The sequence below is a fragment of the Sinorhizobium alkalisoli genome, from assembly GCF_008932245.1.
Lineage (GTDB): Bacteria > Pseudomonadota > Alphaproteobacteria > Rhizobiales > Rhizobiaceae > Sinorhizobium > Sinorhizobium alkalisoli.
On the sequence record NZ_CP034909.1, the window covers coordinates 1,696,696 to 1,713,235 of the forward strand.

Annotated in this window: 13 protein-coding genes; 10 read left to right on the plus strand and 3 right to left on the minus strand. The window is 62.4% G+C overall.

Features of this window, described 5'->3' with window-relative positions; translation table 11 throughout:
* Positions 1 to 70: 70 nt before the first annotated feature.
* Positions 71 to 2,626: a methyl-accepting chemotaxis protein gene (locus tag EKH55_RS08325; protein WP_069458433.1), complete on the minus strand. Its 2,556-nt coding sequence runs from the start codon at positions 2,624 to 2,626 to the stop codon at positions 71 to 73.
* A gap of 408 nt (positions 2,627 to 3,034) precedes the next feature.
* Here EKH55_RS08325 and EKH55_RS08330 point away from each other — a divergent pair, with 408 nt between their 5' ends.
* From EKH55_RS08330 to mobB, 3 genes are read left to right on the plus strand one after another with little or no spacing between them, the layout of a single operon-like run.
* Positions 3,035 to 3,943, plus strand: a complete 909-nt coding sequence (locus EKH55_RS08330; protein WP_069458432.1) for a DMT family transporter — start codon at positions 3,035 to 3,037, stop codon at positions 3,941 to 3,943.
* A gap of 11 nt (positions 3,944 to 3,954) precedes the next feature.
* The gene (mobA, locus tag EKH55_RS08335; RefSeq protein ID WP_151611321.1) at positions 3,955 to 4,614 is read left to right on the plus strand and encodes a molybdenum cofactor guanylyltransferase MobA; all 660 of its coding nucleotides are present in this window, start codon (positions 3,955 to 3,957) and stop codon (positions 4,612 to 4,614) included.
* Positions 4,611 to 5,123 (plus strand): molybdopterin-guanine dinucleotide biosynthesis protein B, encoded by a 513-nt coding sequence (gene mobB, locus EKH55_RS08340; protein ID WP_151611322.1) that lies wholly within the window; start codon positions 4,611 to 4,613, stop codon positions 5,121 to 5,123. The genes mobA and mobB overlap by 4 nt, the downstream gene beginning before the upstream one ends.
* 525 nt (positions 5,124 to 5,648) lie before the next feature.
* On the opposite strand, the gene EKH55_RS08345 is transcribed toward mobB, so the two are convergent.
* Complete coding sequence (locus EKH55_RS08345) at positions 5,649 to 6,113, minus strand: Lrp/AsnC family transcriptional regulator (RefSeq protein WP_069458429.1); 465 nt, start codon at positions 6,111 to 6,113, stop codon at positions 5,649 to 5,651.
* Between the two features lie 124 nt (positions 6,114 to 6,237).
* Here EKH55_RS08345 and alr point away from each other — a divergent pair, with 124 nt between their 5' ends.
* Genes alr through EKH55_RS08360 form a run of 3 tightly spaced genes read left to right on the plus strand, consistent with a single transcriptional unit; the run spans position 6,238 to position 9,055 of the window.
* Positions 6,238 to 7,371: an alanine racemase gene (gene alr / locus EKH55_RS08350; protein ID WP_069458428.1), complete on the plus strand. Its 1,134-nt coding sequence runs from the start codon at positions 6,238 to 6,240 to the stop codon at positions 7,369 to 7,371.
* A gap of 23 nt (positions 7,372 to 7,394) precedes the next feature.
* Positions 7,395 to 8,645, plus strand: a complete 1,251-nt coding sequence (locus tag EKH55_RS08355; RefSeq protein WP_069458427.1) for a D-amino acid dehydrogenase — start codon at positions 7,395 to 7,397, stop codon at positions 8,643 to 8,645.
* Between the two features lie 26 nt (positions 8,646 to 8,671).
* Positions 8,672 to 9,055, plus strand: a complete 384-nt coding sequence (locus EKH55_RS08360) for a RidA family protein (protein WP_069458426.1) — start codon at positions 8,672 to 8,674, stop codon at positions 9,053 to 9,055.
* On the opposite strand, the gene selD is transcribed toward EKH55_RS08360, so the two are convergent.
* On the minus strand, positions 9,045 to 10,106 hold the full coding sequence (gene selD / locus EKH55_RS08365; RefSeq protein ID WP_069458425.1) for a selenide, water dikinase SelD: 1,062 nt from the start codon (positions 10,104 to 10,106) through the stop codon (positions 9,045 to 9,047). The genes EKH55_RS08360 and selD overlap by 11 nt on opposite strands.
* A gap of 640 nt (positions 10,107 to 10,746) precedes the next feature.
* Here selD and fdnG point away from each other — a divergent pair.
* The 4 genes from fdnG to fdhE all read left to right on the plus strand — a co-directional run bounded on the left by fdnG (position 10,747) and on the right by fdhE (position 16,517).
* A complete protein-coding gene (fdnG, locus tag EKH55_RS08370; RefSeq protein ID WP_151611323.1) occupies positions 10,747 to 13,833 on the plus strand; it encodes a formate dehydrogenase-N subunit alpha in 3,087 nt (1,028 codons plus the stop codon).
* Positions 13,834 to 13,846: 13 nt separating this feature from the next.
* Positions 13,847 to 14,788, plus strand: a complete 942-nt coding sequence (gene fdxH, locus EKH55_RS08375; protein ID WP_069458423.1) for a formate dehydrogenase subunit beta — start codon at positions 13,847 to 13,849, stop codon at positions 14,786 to 14,788.
* The gene (locus EKH55_RS08380) at positions 14,785 to 15,501 is read left to right on the plus strand and encodes a formate dehydrogenase subunit gamma (RefSeq protein WP_069458422.1); all 717 of its coding nucleotides are present in this window, start codon (positions 14,785 to 14,787) and stop codon (positions 15,499 to 15,501) included. The genes fdxH and EKH55_RS08380 overlap by 4 nt, the downstream gene beginning before the upstream one ends.
* Before the next feature lie 98 nt (positions 15,502 to 15,599).
* Entirely contained in the window at positions 15,600 to 16,517 is a 918-nt protein-coding gene (gene fdhE, locus EKH55_RS08385; protein WP_069458421.1) for a formate dehydrogenase accessory protein FdhE, read from the plus strand.
* Positions 16,518 to 16,540 lie beyond the last annotated feature (23 nt).

Below are 16,540 nucleotides of genomic sequence, written 5' to 3' on the forward strand. Positions count from 1 at the left end.
CTCGCCCCGATTCCGGGGAGAGGGTTAGTCCTCGGGTTAAACCCGAGGAAAGGGGCCAATTTTCCGGAGTTTACGCAGCGTAAGTCGCCGCCCCATAACGCCCTTGGCCATAGCTTGACGCTACGCCGTTCGTGCCGGTCTTGAAGCGCTCAATTTTCTCGTTGAGCATTTCCACCTGGCGGCGCAGGCCGTGGATCTCGGCCGTGTTCTCCTCGACCATTGCGGCATTCTGTTGCGTGATCAATTCAACTTCGTGCACCGCGGTATTGACCTCGTTCAGGCCGCGATACTGGTCGGCGGCGGCGGCCTCGATATTGCTGACGAGGCTGTGGATCGTCGCAATGTGATCGTTGATGACCGACAGTGCATTGCCGGTTTCCTGCACCAGCTCGACGCCGCTGCGCACCTGAACGGAACTCGCGGAAATAAGCTCCTTGATCTCGCGTGCGGCACTCGCACAACGCTGGGCCAGTTCCCGCACCTCCTGCGCCACGACGGCGAAGCCGCGGCCCGCCTCGCCTGCGCGCGCCGCCTCGACGCCCGCATTCAACGCCAGCAGGTTGGTCTGGAAGGCGATTTCGTCGATTACACCGATGATCGTTCCGATCTTTTCCGAGGAACGATTGATCGCCGCCATGGCGTCAATCGCCTTGGCGACGACTTCGCCGGAATGCTGTGCATAGGAATTCGTCTCATCGACGGAAACGGTCGTCTGCCGAGCGCTCTCGGCCGTGGCGCGAACGATCTCCGTCAGCTGGCTTAGCGCCCGCGAGCTTTCCTCGAGGGCTGCCGCCTGTTGTTCGGTGCGGCGGGCAAGATCGTCGGCCGAAGCCGAGAGGTTGCCGGTGCCGCCGGTGATCTCTTCCGTCACGAGGCGGACATCCATCAGGGTCGCGCGCAGGGCTTCGACCGCATTGTTGTAGGTGCGCGCCATGATCACGTAGTCTTCCGGCAGATCCTCCGCCATGCCTTCCTCGAGATTGCCGGCGGCAAGCTGCGACAGCACGTCGGAAAGCGCATTCAGGGCCTGCATCTGTTCCGCCTCGACGCGCGCGCGCTCCTCTGAGCGGCGAGCCTGTTCCTGGGCGGACAGCGTCCGTGCCGCCTCGGCCTCGCGCCCGAGGCGGACATTTTCCAGCGCATTGTCGCGGAAGACGGCGACGGAGCGGACCATGTCGCCGATCTCGTCGCCGCGGTTGCGCCCTTCGATCGCCACTTCGAGATCGCCATTGGCAAGCCGCGTCATCGTCTCGGTGACGCGCTTCAAGGGACCGCGCAGCGTCTCCACAAGCATCAGCCCGCCAATGATCGCCAGCAGCGTCCCGGCGACCATCGCCACGATCGAGACGGTTGCCGAGCGCTGGCTGTCCTGCTTTCCGGCTTCCTGGGCACGGCTGACGAAGCTTTCCAGCGTGCTGCTTGCATCGGCGACGAGGGCCGCCGCCTCGCTCTTGGTCGCCTGCCAGCGCGCGCCGACATCGATCAGCGCCGCGGTCCCCTTGTCGATATTGTCGAGCGACGGGCCGAGCTTTGCCGGCAGCTCACGCAGGGTTGCGTTCTTCGCGCCGAGTTCGGATAGCTTGTCGGCCGTTTCGCGGACTGCCTTGAGGTCGGCGACGACGAGATCGCGGTTTGCCGGATCCAGCTTTCGATGCAACTCGCTGATGTGAAGACGGGCGCTGTCCAGCCCCTTGAACGTCTCGCCCATCAGGCCAATCAGCGTCTTCAGCGTCACGATTTCGCCGTCCATGCTGACGAAGCGCTTTGCAGCTGTATCGGAGTTGGCCGCCGCCGCCTTGGCGAAATCGGCCTCATATTTCGAGAACTTGCTGAGGATCGGCACGAGCGCGTTCTTCTTCTTGTCGTTCTCCTCAGGCCCCGCCAGGACTGCCTGGACCTGTTCCGCCAGTGCTTTGAGCTCGCCTATCGGTTTCTTGACCTTCTCGGAGGCGATCCGTTCCGACTCGTCGATCTGCTTCATCAGGTGCGGCAGCAACTTGTTCGCCTGCTCGATCTTTGCATCCGGATTGACCGCCATAGTAACCGGCAGGCGGAATTTCTTGATCCGCTCGGCCAAGCCCTGATAGGCCGCCGCGTCGAACAGCAACGCCTTTGCGAAGGCTTCCTTCTCGCCCGATTGCGAGCGCAGGATATCGATCTGCTTGTAGGCGCCGTTGCCGTTCCTGGTCATGTCGGCAAGCGCGGCTTCCAGCGATTCCGTCACCTTCTCCCGTTCGACTTCGACCGCCCAGAGCTTATCCGTCTGGGCGCGCATCCGGCTGCCGAGGCCGACGACGGAGGCGATCTGAGCCTTGTCGGCATCCCGCGTCAGCAAGGCATCAAGCGCCCCAACGCCCGCCTCCTGCTCGTCGATCGCGTGCACGAGCGCGTCGCGCGCCTTGGCACTCGGATCATCCGCGAAAGCCTGAAGGGCGCTTCTGAGCGCCTGGAAGTCCGAAAGATTGTTGATCGTTTCGCGGGTGACCGTCATGTGCCCGTTGAGGGTGCGAGCGGTGAAAAAGCCGACGAGGCCGATCCCGGCAATCAGCGCCACAAGCGGTATGACGAAAAGGAGGACTTTCGTAACAATGCGCAGGCGCTGCAGAAGGCGATCGATGACAGACATTGCGGACCCCAGTTCTTATTATGAAGAGACATGTCCGCGCGGCTTGCATTTCGCAGCACCATACATCGCTCGGATGCTTGGAGCCGCCGGGGCATCGGGCTGCGGCCGGGAACACCTCCAGCTCCGAGGTCGCAGCACGCCATGGTCGGCTTTCCGACCGTCGCCCACCGATCGCATCATGCGATGGATTGCGGAATCATCCGGACGATAGGCGGCGAAAATTAAGATTCCCCGAATGTATCAGGACCTGGTGGCGCGAAGGTCCTGGGGCATTTGTGGGGTGGTCGCGCGGAACATAGGCTTGAGTTTTGGAGAAAATGGCATTCAAAGCTAGGCAGTCGGGCGGCCGCAGCGAATAGATTCGCCCGGTCCTGCCGGGTATTTGCGCCCTAGCCGAAGGTTTTCGTGATGCACCCCTCAGCCAATCTCCGCGGCATCGTCTTCATGTGCCTGGCCATGGCCGCTTTTTCCTGTAACGACGCGCTGATCAAGTCGGTGACCGGCACGATGAATACCGGTCAGATCATGTTCGTGCGCGGTCTGCTGACCACCTTGATGGCGCTGGCGGTTGCGCTCCACTTCGGTGCCCTGCGTCCGATCCGCACGATTTTTCGGCCGGTGATCCTGCTGCGTATCGCAATGGAAGCCCTCGCATCGGTGACCTATATTTCGGCGCTCGCCCTCATACCGCTGGCCAATGCATCGGCGATCATGCAGGCGCTGCCGCTCGCGGTGACGCTCGGCGCGGCCCTCTTCCTCGGTCAGCCGGTCGGTTGGCGCCGCTGGGCGGCGATCGTGATCGGTTTTGTTGGCGTCTTGATCGTGCTGAGGCCAGGGCCCGAGGGCTTTACACCAGCGGCGCTGACAGTCGTCGCCTGCGTCTTCGTGACGGCAACGCGCGATCTCTGCACACGGCGGATCGGAACAGAAGTGCCCTCGCTCTTCATCACCGTCACCACCGCCTTCGTCACGACGCTGGTCGGAGCGGCGCTTATCGTCCCGTTCGGCGGCTGGCAGCCGGTATCGGCGACCTCCTTCACCCATATCGTCGGCGCCAGCGCGCTGTTGATGCTCGGCTATCAGACGATCGTCCTCGCCATGCGCGAGGGAGACATTTCGGTGATCGCGCCGTTCCGCTACACCGGGCTTGTCTGGTCGATCACGATCGGCATCGTCTTCTTTGCCGAGACGCCGGACCGCTGGATGCTGGCGGGCGTTGCCGTTATCATCGGCTCGGGTCTCTATACCTTTTATCGCGAAAGCCTGCGCGGACGCACCGCCGTCGCGCAGCGCGCTGTCACGAGCCCGCTGGAATAGGAATCGCTTCGATGACCGAAGGCGCCTCCACTGCAGCCGGCCGCCCAGCCGCCGTCATTCTCGCCGGCGGCCGTTCCACGCGCATGGGCACACCGAAGGCGAGCGCCAGCCTCGGCGGACGCAGCTTGCTCGCCCATGTCACAGCCCGGCTAAGGCCGCAGGTCGCAAGCATCGCCGTCAATCTCAACGCCGAACCGGGCATCGCGCTACCGAGCGATACGACCATGATAGCCGACACGATCCCGGGCTTCGCCGGCCCGCTTGCCGGCGTGCTGGCGGCAATGCGTCACGTGGCGAAGGCTTCACCGGACGCGAGCCACGTCCTGACCGTGCCGATCGACACGCCCTTCTTTCCGGCCACGCTGGCGGCCAGGCTCCGGAATGCGCTCACGTCTGCCGGCGAGATCGCCGTTGCCTGGTCCCTCGGCGCGATGCATCCGCTCTTCGCCCTGTGGCCGATCGGACTAGCAGATGACCTGGATGCCTGGATCCGCATCGACGAGAAGCGGCGCGTTCGCGCCTTCATCGCTCGCCATCCCTCGGTAGCGGTGGACTTCGCGCCGATCGCCACGACGGCAGGACCGCTCGACCCGTTCTTCAACATCAATACGCCGCAACAGCTTCAGGAGGCGGAAGCATGGCTGGCGCATATCAAGGATCCCGCACCATGAACGCACCCAGGATATTCGGCATCGCCGGCTGGAAGAACTCCGGCAAGACGGGTCTGATGGTCCGCCTCGTCAGCGAAATGACCCGGCGTGGCTATCGGGTGTCGACCGTCAAGCATGCCCACCACGACTTCGACATCGATAAGGTCGGCGCCGACAGCTACCGGCACCGCGAAGCGGGGGCGCATGAGGTGACTATCGTCTCCTCGATCCGCTTTGCCATCATGCATGAGTTGCGCGGAGCGGCCGAGCCGAGCTTCGAGGAAATCCTGTCGCGGCTCGCCCCTTGCGATCTCGTCCTCATCGAGGGATACAAGCGCGAACCAATTCCGAAGATCGAGGCCCGCCGGCTGGACTCGGCCAATCGCGAACCGCTGGCGCCAACCGACTCACACATCGTCGCCATCGCCGCCGATCACCTCGTCGCCGACAGCCCCCTGCCCGTCTTCGATCTCGACGACACGGCGGCGATCGCCGATTTCATCGAGCAAACCACGGGGTTGCGCGGCTGAACGATAGACGCGCTGTCGGTCAAGTCTGCGTCAGAGACCGTCGCGGCTGCCGCGACGTCCGTGAATGTTCCCGCGATGAGCCGGCGTTCGCAATTAAGTACTGCCATTCGATGCCACATAGGCAGATTGACTGCATTGGGCCTCGCGCTCAGACGAACAAGACAAGCATACAAGCAACTGAAGCAAAATTAGCTGTGATAGCCCGTTTTACGGAAGAACATGCCTGTGAGCGGCGCAGATACCGCAGCCCGCCTGCCGCTCGTCTGGTAGAATGGGAATCAATGGTGGGGACCACGAAGACACTCGTATTCACGTCCACCGTAACGCCCATCCTCCCAGGGCAATTCGGCTGCCGTCGCACGGGTCCCGACGGCAGCCGCACTTTTCATCAGGCCTCATTCGCTGACATTGCCGATGCCAAGTCGACGCGCAAAGGTCGCTGTAGCACTTTGAATTGCTGCATGTCTCTGTCCTTTAATCGAGATCGATTAAAGGAGACATGCAGTAGGCGCCATTGGCATGGGGTCAACGCTGCTTGCTGGCCCGGGTAGCCAGAACGTTGCGGATCGAGAAGCTTGAATGAATCCGCAGGACGCCCGGCAGCGTCGAGAGGATTTCCTTGTGGATCCGCTCGAACTCGCCGGCGCCTGCCACTTCCACCCTTAGAAGATAATCCGATCCGCCGGTCATCAGAAAGCACTCGCGGATTTCCGGATGCTTTCGCACGGCCGCTTCGAAACGGTCGAGATGTTCCTCGGTTTGCCGTTCGAGCGTGATGTTGATGATCACGGCGATCGTGTCTTCGGAACTCCCGCTGTCCACCAATGCCGTGTAGCCGCGGATGACGCCAGCCTCCTCGAGCAGTTTTATCCGCCGCAAGCAAGCCGAAGGCGACAGGCCGATTTCCTCGGCCAGGCGAGCATTGCTCATGCGCGCGTTGAGCCGCAGCAGGCGCAGGATGTTGCGGTCGATCGCATCGATTGCGGTCATGCAGGATACTCCATTTCTTCGATGATCATTCTAACAACTAATAGACTTTGCAATAAATGATCGAACTTTGCCAGACAATTCGACGAAAATTTCAATAAGTTCCCCTGCAGAAGAGAGGGGACACATGGACGGATACGCTTTTCATGCTCAAGATCGCCATGCCCGAGCTGACACGGGGGCTTCCGGCTACCTGACCATTGATCTTGCCGCCTTGCGTCGAAACTATCGGAAGCTTTCCTTGGCTGTCGCACCCGCAGCGGCCGCGGCCGTTGTAAAGGCTGACGCCTACGGACTTGGTGCCGAGCCCGTGTCCAGATCCCTGCATGCGCAAGGCTGCCGGCATTTCTTCGTTGCGCAGCTGATGGAGGCTGTCGAACTCAAGCCGCGTCTGCCGAACGACACGCAACTTTTCGTGCTTAACGGATTGCAGCCCGGCGCAGAGGAGAGCTGCGCCGACGCCGGCATCGTTCCGGTGCTCAACTCCCTCGAGCAATTCCGGCGCTGGTCGCTTGCAGCGCAGAAACTCGGACGCGTGCTGCCCGCCGTGGTGCAGTTCGACACCGGCATGTCGCGGCTGGGCGTCGCGCCGCAGGAACGCACGGCGCTCGCAGCCGAGCTCAAGGACTGCCGGAATATCGAAATCCTGTTCATCATGAGTCATCTCGCCTGCGCCGACGAAATGGACAACGGGCAGAATGCCGAGCAACTCGCGGAGATGCACCGCATCGCCGCGGAGTTTCCGGATCTGGATGTCTGCTTCGCCAACTCGGGCGGCGTTTTCCTCGGCGGCGACTATCACGGCGTCCTGGCTCGACCGGGCATCGCCCTTTACGGTGGCGCGCCCTCTGCAGGGAAACCCAATCCGATGGAGCCCGTCGTGCGGCTCGAGGTCGCCGTCATCCAGACGAGGACGGTTCCCGCCGGCACGAGGATCGGATACGGCGGCGCACACGTGGCATCCTCCGAAATGCGGCTTGCTACCATCGCCGGCGGCTACGCCGATGGCTTTCCGCGCAGCCTGAGCGGCCGCGGCGCCGTCTTTCATGCGGGCGTTCGCCTGCCGATCGTTGGACGGGTCTCGATGGACAGCATCACGGTGGATGTCACCGCCCTGCCCGACGGCGCGCTTTCGCTTGGCAGCCTAGTCGAGGTCTTCGGCCCGCATCAGACGCTGGAAGACGTGGCGGAAGCCGCCGGCACGATCTCGTACGAAATCCTGACCGGCCTCGGCCGTCGATATGACCGGCGGTATCGCTGAGCATACTTCTATTGAGGGAAGCCATGAAAGTCATCGTACTTGGTGCCGGAGTGGTCGGCGTAACCAGCGCCTATCAACTGGCAAAGGCAGGTCACGAGGTCACGGTCGTCGACCGCCAGGACGGACCCGCTCTCGAGACCAGCTTCGCCAATGCAGGCGAAGTCTCCTTCGGGTATTGCTCGCCCTGGGCGGCGCCGGGCATCCCGGCGAAGGCGCTGAAATGGCTGTTGATGCGACACCCGCCGCTCATCCTGCGTCCCAAGCTCGACCGCGCAATGCTCGCCTGGATGTTCCAGATGCTGAGAAACTGCACGCCCGAGCGCTACGCGGTCAACAAGAGCCGCATGCTGCGTCTCGCCGATTACAGCCGGACGTCCCTCGCCGAGGTACGGGCCGAAACGGGCATTGGCTATGACGAGCGCATGAAGGGCACACTGCAGCTCTTCAGGACGCAACAACAGCTCGACGCCTCGGCAAAGGACGTGAAAGCCCTGTCGGCCGATGGCATCCCGTACGAAGTGCTCGACCGGGATGACTGCATCCTGGCGGAGCCCGCGCTGAAGCATGTCCGCGAAAAGATCGTCGGCGGATTGCTGACGCCGAATGACGAGACCGGCGATTGCTTCAAGTTCACCAACACGCTGGCCGCGAAGGTCGCAGAGCGTGGCGTCCGCTTCGCCTATGGCACACGCATCAAGGACCTCGGCGTGGAAGGCGGCCGGGTGCATGGGGTCGCCACCGATCGCGGCTGGTTGAGCGCCGATGCGGTCGTCGTTGCGCTCGGCAGCTATTCACCGCTCCTGCTGAAGCCGCTCGGCATCAAACTGCCGGTCTATCCCGTCAAAGGCTATTCGCTGACGATTCCGATCACCGATCCATCGCGCGCACCGGAGTCGACAGTGATGGACGAGACCTACAAGATCGCGATCACCAGGCTCGGTGACCGCATCCGGGTCGGCGGCATGGCGGAGATTTCGGGCTACACGAATGACCTTTGCAGCGCCCGGCGGCGCACGCTCGAACATTCGGTAACCGATCTGTTCCCGGGTGGTGATGTGCAGAAAGCATCGTTCTGGTCCGGCCTGAGGCCGATGACCCCGGACGGGACGCCGGTCATCGGTGCCACAAAGATCGCCGGTCTCTTCCTCAATACGGGCCATGGCACGCTGGGCTGGACGATGAGCTGCGGGTCGGCGCGGCTCATCAGCGACCTGGTGAGCGGCCGAAAGCCGGATATCGACGCGGCCGATCTCGCGATCGCCCGTTACAGCTGATCCAAAATCCAAGTTCGGAGGTACTCATGATTGAAGCGATTGCAACTGCTGACGCACCGGGCGCCATTGGCCCCTTTTCCCAGGCGATAAAGGTCGGCGATCTGCTCTTCGTCTCGGGTCAGCTCCCAATCGACCCGGCTACCGGCGAGTTCGTGTCCAACGATCCCGTGGAGCAGGCAAGACAATGCCTGAAGAACGTCGCCGCGATCGCCAAGGCGGCGGGATCGGGAATCGAGAGGACCGTCAAGACGACCGTGCTGCTGACAGACCTTTCCAAATTCGCCGACGTCAACAATGTCTATGCAACATTCTTCGAGAAGCCCTTTCCCGCTCGCGCCTGCTATCAGGTCAGCGCTCTGCCGAAGGGCGCGCAGGTGGAAATTGAAGCGGTGATTGCCCTCAGGTCGTGACACGCAGTCCCGGCCCACCATCCTCGACCTGGCCGATGATCCGCGCGGCCGAATAGCCCGCCTGAATAATGTCCCGGAGCAGCGCTTCCGCGCGCTCCGGTCTGCAGGAAACGAGAAGACCGCCGGAGGTCTGGGGGTCGGTCAGGATGTGGCGCTGCCATGGCGGGAGGTCGTCGGGAACGAGCACGCTCATGCCGTAGCTCGCCCAGTTGCGATGGGAGGCGCCGGTCACATATCCTGCTTCCGCGAGTTCGGCGCAGCGGGCAAAGAGGGCAATGTCGCGTGCCCTGAGCGATATCCGCTTGTCCGATCCCCTGGCCATCTCCAGCGCGTGGCCGAGAATGCCGAAGCCGGTAACGTCGGTGACGGCGTGCACATCGACATTCTTTGCAAGCTCTGCGCCGACACGGTTGAGGAGCGTTGTCGAGGCGATGAGTTCGGCATAGGCATCCGACGGCAATGCGCCCTTCTTGAAGGCCGCCGAATAGATTCCGACCCCCAACGCCTTCGTCAGGATCAGCGCGTCGCCGACGCGGGCATCGCTGTTGCGCCGAATGCTGGCGGGCGGGGCTGTGCCGATCACCGCAAGGCCATAGATCGGCTCCAGCGAATCGATCGAGTGGCCGCCGGCAACGGGAATGCCGGCCTCCGCACAGATCGCGCCACCGCCTCTCAGGATCTCCCGGACCATCTCCGTTGGCATTTTTTCGACCGGCATGCCGACGATCGCAAGCGCCATGATCGGCCGTCCGCCCATGGCATAGACATCGGAGAGCGCATTGGCCGCCGCGATCCGGCCGAAGTCGAAAGGATCGTCGACCATCGGCATGAAGAAATCGGTGGTCGCTATGATGCAGGTCTCGTCATCGAGCTGCCAGACGGCGGCATCGTCACCTGTTTCGGTGCCGACGAGGAGCCGGGCGAATTGCCCGCCGACGGGTTGATCGACCAGCAATTGCTGCAGCACCGATGGCGCCAGCTTGCAGCCGCAGCCGCCGCCGTGGGCAAGCGCCGTCAGACGAAAGGGCGTTGTCGCAGTCGAATTATCCATGCCGGCCTCCCGCTAGCGGATTGGCCCGAAGATCCTCCCGGATCTTCGGAGATGCGCAGGTTCAAAGAGTAACAGCAGCCTTTGCGAGTCTGAAAAGACGCGCGCCGCTTTGGGCGAACTGGGCGGCGGGCCGACGATGTCTTGCCGACGGGGGCGGCAAGGAAGCAAGCGAGCCGGGAACGGACGGGCATCAACGGCCGTCGTCGGCAGCGCGGCGTCAGCCCTATTCATAGTGCCCCGGGACCCGGGAGCGGCGTGCAAGCCCATCGATCGATTATGGTTGTTCGTAACACAGGCGTCAATTTGCAACTGCTGCCTGTTTCCTTGAATCGACTTCGATTCAAGCACAAAGACATGCAGCAGTTCGAAGTGCTACAGCGCTGAAAACCTCCCTCAAATCGCGCCGTCTCGATAACGACGGCGTTACCCTGGCATTCAACAAGTCATCGTTTCCGTTCTTATTAATTTGACAATAGAACAGAGACGGCTAAGATTCTAATTTCAAAGGTCGAGTTTGCATTGCAGCGCCGCGCTTCAGACGTCTCCGAGGTGGTCAAAGGGAGACATGCGGCAGCGGCGCATCGTAGTTGTTCCGGCACGCCCGGTTCGGCAAAGCCGGATTCAGGGGAGGTGTCATGCAATGAACATGGAACTCTCGCGGCGCCAATTTCTCGGCGTGGCCGGTGCTGGAGTAGCGGCCACGGCGCTTGGTGCCCTTGGCTTTGGTGAAATCGAGGCGGCGCATGCCGAAGCAATCCGCGCCTTCAAACTCGTGAGCACCACGGAAACCCGCAACACATGTCCCTATTGTTCCGTCGCATGCGGCGTCATCCTCTATTCGAAGGGCGACCGGAAGAAGGGCGAGCAGGCGGACATCATCCATATCGAGGGCGACACCGACCATCCGACGAACCGCGGCACTCTCTGTCCCAAGGGCGCGGCACTGCTCGATTTCGTCAAGTCGGAAACGCGCCTCAGAAATCCGATGATCCGCAAGCCCGGTTCGGACAGGTTCGAACGGGTCAGTTGGGATGAAGCGCTCGATCGGATCGTCCGGCTGATGAAGGACGACCGCGACGCCAATTTCGTCGAGAGGAACGATGCCGGCCAAACAGTGAACCGGTGGCTGACGACCGGTTTCCTGGCGGCTTCCGCCACGACCAACGAGACGGCGTGGGAGACCTACAAGGTCGTCCGCAGCACCGGGATGCTCGCCTTCGACAACCAAGCGCGTGTCTGACACGGCCCTACGGTAGCCAGTTTGGCTCCAACTTTCGGCCGTGGCGCAATGACCAACTCCTGGACGGACATCAAGAATACCGACCTCGTGATCATCATGGGCGGTAATGCCGCCGAAGCGCATCCCTGCGGCTTCAAATGGGTGACCGAGGCGAAGGCCGATCGCGGCGCGAAGCTAATCGTCGTCGATCCACGCTTCACGCGCTCCGCATCGGTGGCCGATCTTTATGCGCCGATCCGCCAGGGCACGGATATCGCCTTCCTGCTCGGCGTGATCAACCACTGCATTAAGAACGACAAGGTGCAGTGGGACTATGTCAAGGCGTTCACCAATGCCAGCTACATCGTCAAGGACGGTTTTGAGTACAAGGATGGCCTGTTCACGGGCTATGACGAGGCAAAGCGCGATTACGACAAGTCGACGTGGGACTATGAAATCGGCGACGACGGCTATGCGGTCGTGGACGATACGTTGACGAATCCACGCTGCGTCTGGAACCTGCTGAAGCAGCATGTCTCGGTCTACACGCCCGAGATGGTGGAGCGGATCTGCGGTACGCCGCAGGACACGTTCCTGAAGGTGGCCGACATGATCGCCGAGTGCTCATCGCCGACCAAGGCGATGACGTCGATGTATGCGCTCGGCTGGACGCAGCATTCGAAAGGCTCGCAGAATATCCGCGCGATGGCGATGCTGCAGCTGATCCTCGGCAATATCGGCATACGCGGCGGCGGCATGAATGCGCTGCGCGGCCACTCGAACATCCAGGGCCTCACCGATGTCGGGCTGATGTCGAACCTGATCCCCGGCTATCTGACGATACCGAACGAGAAGGAGGCCGATTTCGAGACCTACATGTCGTCACGCGGTTTCAAGCCGCTCAGACCCAACCAGATGAGCTACTGGCAGAACTACAGGAAGTTCTTCGTCAGCTTCCAGAAGGCGATGTGGGGTTCGGCGGCGACGCCGGAAAACAATTTCGCCTATGATTGGCTGCCGAAGCTCGACGTCTCCGGCTACGACGTTCTGCGTGTCTTCGAGCTCATGAACCAGGGCAAGGTGAACGGATATATCTGCCAGGGCTTCAACCCGCTGCTTGCGGCCCCGAACCGGAAGAAGCTGACGGACTCGCTGTCGAAGCTCAAATATCTCGTCACGATGGATCCGCTCGATACGGAGACGGCGCGGTTCTGGGAGAACCATGGCGAGTTCAACGACGTCGATTCTTCCACGATCCAGACGGAGGTCATCCAATTGCCCTCCACCTGCTTTGCCGAAGACGAAGGCTCACTCACCAATTCCGGCCGCTGGCTGCAGTGGCATTGGCCGGGCGGCGCGCCTCCCGGCGAGGCAAGAACCGACAACTGGATCATGGCGCAGATCCATACGCGCCTGAAGGAGCTCTACCGCCAGGAAGGCGGGACCTTCCCCGACCCGATCGTCAATCTCGACTGGGCCTATGCGGACCCAGGAGAACCGACTGCGGAAGAGCTTGCCAAGGAGATCAATGGCAAGGCGCTTGCCGCCGTCTACGACACCGCCGACCCGACCAAGGTTTTGGTGGAGGCCGGCAAGCTCGTGCCCGGTTTCGCGGCCTTGCGCGACGACGGTTCGACCGCCTGCGGCTGCTGGATCTATTCCGGCTGCTTCAACGAGAACGGCAACAACATGGCCCGGCGCGACACGTCGGATCCGGACGAGATCGGCGCCTATCCCAAATGGGCGTTCTCGTGGCCCGCCAACCGCCGCATCCTCTACAACAGAGCTTCGGCGGACTTGAACGGCAAGCCTTGGGATCCGAGCCGCAAGCTGATCGAATGGGACGGCACGAAATGGACCGGCTACGACGTGCCCGATATCGCGCCGACGGCAAATCCCGCGGTGGTCGGGCCGTTCATCATGAATCCGGAAGGTGTCTCGCGTCTCTTCACCCGGGGGCTGATGCGCGACGGTCCGTTCCCGGCCCATTACGAGCCGTTCGAATCCCCGCTCGGCAATCTCGTCGCCCCGAACGTGCGCGGCAACCCTGCGGCGCGCGTGTTTGCCGGTGATTTCGAGCAGTTCGCCGAACCGGCCTCTGAGGAGTTCCCCTATGCGGCCACGTCCTACCGCCTGACGGAGCACTTCCACTATTGGACCAAGCATTGCCGGACGAATGCGGTGCTGCAGCCGGAATTCTTCGTCGAGATTTCCGAACAGCTCGCGGCGGAGAAAGGCATCACTGGCGGCGGCTGGGTGCGCGTCTGGTCCAAGCGCGGAGAGGTCCGGGCGAAGGCCGTCGTCACCAAGCGGATCAAGCCTCTGATCTGCGACGGCAAACCGATCCATGTCGTCGGCATACCGTTGCACTGGGGCTTCACCGGAGCGGCGAAGAAGGGCTTCGGCCCGAATTCGCTGACGCCGTTCGTCGGCGACGCCAATATCGAGACGCCGGAATACAAGGCGTTCCTGGTCAATATCGAGCCCATCGCCGGGCCGGCGGCATGAGGAGGCAGAAGCCATGTTCCCGCCTGTCCCAAACCCCACCACCGGACCTCAAACCTCGAAGTTCGGCGAGAAGGATCTGATCCGGCGGTCGGCGTCGACCATAACGCCGCCGGCCGAGCGCCAGACCGAGGTGGCCAAGCTCATCGACGTCTCGAAATGCATCGGCTGCAAGGCCTGCCAGGCGGCCTGCATCGAATGGAACGACACCCATCCCGACCTCGAGGCCAATACCGGCGTCTACGAGAATCCGCATGATCTGACGCCGGATATGTTCACGCTGATGCGGTTCACCGAGTGGGAAAATCCGGAGACGAACAATCTGGAATGGCTGATCCGCAAGGACGGCTGCATGCATTGCGAGGATCCGGGCTGCCTTAAGGCCTGCCCCGCCCCCGGTGCCATCGTGCAATATTCGAACGGCATCGTGGATTTCGTCCACGAGAACTGCATCGGCTGCGGCTATTGCATCAAGGGATGCCCGTTCAATATTCCGCGGATCTCCAAGGTCGACCACACGGCCTACAAATGCACGCTCTGCTCCGATCGCATCGCCGTCGGCCAGGGCCCGGCCTGCGCCAAGGCCTGCCCGACGCAAGCCATCGTCTACGGCACCAAGGAGGAGATGAAGAATCATGCCGAGGGGCGGATTGCCGACCTCAAGTCCCGCGGCTTTGAAAATGCCGGCCTTTACGATCCGCCGGGCGTCGGCGGTACGCATGTCATGTATGTGCTGCACCATGCCGACAAGCCCGAGATTTACGCCGGCCTGCCCAACAGTCCGCGGATCAGCCCGGTCGTCGAGGCCTGGAAGGGCGTCACCAAATATGCCGGGCTCGCCGTGATGGGCGTCGCGGCGGTGACCGGGTTCCTCCACTACATGGTCAACGGCCCCAACCGCGTCTCCGAGGAGGACGAGGAGGCCGCTGAAAGGCTGACGGGAGATCGTTCCTCATGAGCACGGAGACGGAGTATGACGTCGCGAAAGGCGACAGCGTTCATCCCGGCAAGCCTGTCACGGTCGATCGTTATACCGGTGCCGCACGGATCAATCACTGGATCACGGCGACGAGCCTCGTGCTGCTGGCACTTTCCGGCCTATCCCTGTTCCACCCGCGGCTTTTCTTCCTGTCGGCGCTGTTCGGCGGCGGCCAATGGGTGCGCACCATCCATCCCTGGATCGGCGTCGTCCTATTCTTCGGCTTCCTCGGTCTTTTCCTCCGCTTCTGGAAGCTTAATCTCTGGAAGCGGGAGGACGGCACCTGGCTTGCGCGCGTGCGCGATGTCCTGACCGCCCATGACGAGCGCCTGCCTGAGGTCGGCAAGTACAATGCCGGGCAGAAACTCGTCTTCTGGTCCATGTCGATCCTGATCGTCGTACTGATAACCTCCGGCGTCGTCATCTGGGACCAGTATTTCGCGGCCTACACCACGATCGAACAGAAGCGGTGGGCGCTTCTCTTGCATTCGATCGCCGCCGTCCTCGCGATCAGCGTCTGGATCGTCCACGTCTATGCAGCGATCTGGGTAAAGGGTACGATACGCGGAATGGTACGCGGTTCGGTCACTGGCGGCTGGGCTTGGCGCTATCACCGCAAGTGGCTGCGCGAACTGGTCGCCACACCACCGACAGAACCGGCAGAAGACCAGAAAAAGACAGCAGCCGAATAGAGCAGGATGAGAAAGTGTGCGCGTTTCTCTGCCCGCATCCCGCTCAACCGTGAGAATGGGTTCGTATCACGTGGCCCGTGGGGTTCGTGAGGAGTGTGATGAAACGCAAAAGCCCTGTCGAACCGGATCCCACCGCGATCGGAGAAGTTTCCTCGCCGCCCCTCGCGCACCTTCCCGACCCCGCTTCGCTCTTCTCCATCCGGGCCATGCGCCTGCGGCAACTGGCCGAAGCCAGCGACCTCGCCCCTTATCTCCGTTTCCTTGCCGGACTGGCGGACGCCCAGCACCAAATTCAGGCCGAGCTCCCGCCTCCCGAAAGTCCCAACCCCGCAGTGATCCTGCGCGCCCGCGAATTCGAAATGCCGCCGCTCCACCGCAACGGCATGGAGGGCGACGAGACGGTCCATGCCATTTTCGACCGTCTGTTCGCCGCCGCTGACGCAATCGACAAGCCGCAGGCCGCCGCCGAGGCGCTTACGCGCGTTGCCGGCGCCGATCCGAAAGCGCATCTTGCAATGGCGGAAACCGTGCTCTCCGGGGCATTGCCCGCTGACGCGATCGCCGAGCATATTTTCGTCTGGGCAGCGCTTCAGGTGCATTTCGCCCGCCTCGCCTCGGTTCTCGATGCGGGATCGCTGACGCCGGTCGCCGACGGCATTTGCCCGGTCTGCGGCGGCAGGCCGGCCTCGTCCATGGTGGTCGGCTGGCCGGGCTCGCATGGCGCACGGTTCTGCTGCTGCTCGCTTTGCTCGACGCTCTGGCACTATGTCCGCATCAAATGCGTACTTTGCGGCTCGACGAAGGGGATAGGCTACCGGGAGATCGAGAACCACGGCGGCTTCGTCAAGGCCGAGACCTGCGACGAATGCCAGGGATGGACGAAGATCTTCTATCAGAACAAAGCCCCGGCGGTCGAACCCGTAGCCGACGATGTCGCAAGTCTCGGCCTCGACCTGCTGATGCGCGAAGGCCGCTATCGTCGCGGCGGGTTCGCTCCGCTGCTGGCCGGCTTCTAATGCATGTCGCCGAAAAGTGTGCA

Coding starts and splice junctions, on each gene's coding strand:
- mobA (WP_151611321.1), top strand. CDS start 3,955: ATGACCGAAGGCGCCTCCACTGCAGCCGGCCGCCCAGCCGCCGTCATT.
- fdxH (WP_069458423.1), top strand. CDS start 13,847: ATGTTCCCGCCTGTCCCAAACCCCACCACCGGACCTCAAACCTCGAAG.
- EKH55_RS08355 (WP_069458427.1), top strand. CDS start 7,395: ATGAAAGTCATCGTACTTGGTGCCGGAGTGGTCGGCGTAACCAGCGCC.
- selD (WP_069458425.1), bottom strand. CDS start 10,106: ATGGATAATTCGACTGCGACAACGCCCTTTCGTCTGACGGCGCTTGCC.
- alr (WP_069458428.1), top strand. CDS start 6,238: ATGGACGGATACGCTTTTCATGCTCAAGATCGCCATGCCCGAGCTGAC.
- EKH55_RS08360 (WP_069458426.1), top strand. CDS start 8,672: ATGATTGAAGCGATTGCAACTGCTGACGCACCGGGCGCCATTGGCCCC.
- mobB (WP_151611322.1), top strand. CDS start 4,611: ATGAACGCACCCAGGATATTCGGCATCGCCGGCTGGAAGAACTCCGGC.
- EKH55_RS08345 (WP_069458429.1), bottom strand. CDS start 6,113: ATGACCGCAATCGATGCGATCGACCGCAACATCCTGCGCCTGCTGCGG.
- EKH55_RS08380 (WP_069458422.1), top strand. CDS start 14,785: ATGAGCACGGAGACGGAGTATGACGTCGCGAAAGGCGACAGCGTTCAT.
- EKH55_RS08330 (WP_069458432.1), top strand. CDS start 3,035: ATGCACCCCTCAGCCAATCTCCGCGGCATCGTCTTCATGTGCCTGGCC.
- EKH55_RS08325 (WP_069458433.1), bottom strand. CDS start 2,626: ATGTCTGTCATCGATCGCCTTCTGCAGCGCCTGCGCATTGTTACGAAA.
- fdhE (WP_069458421.1), top strand. CDS start 15,600: ATGAAACGCAAAAGCCCTGTCGAACCGGATCCCACCGCGATCGGAGAA.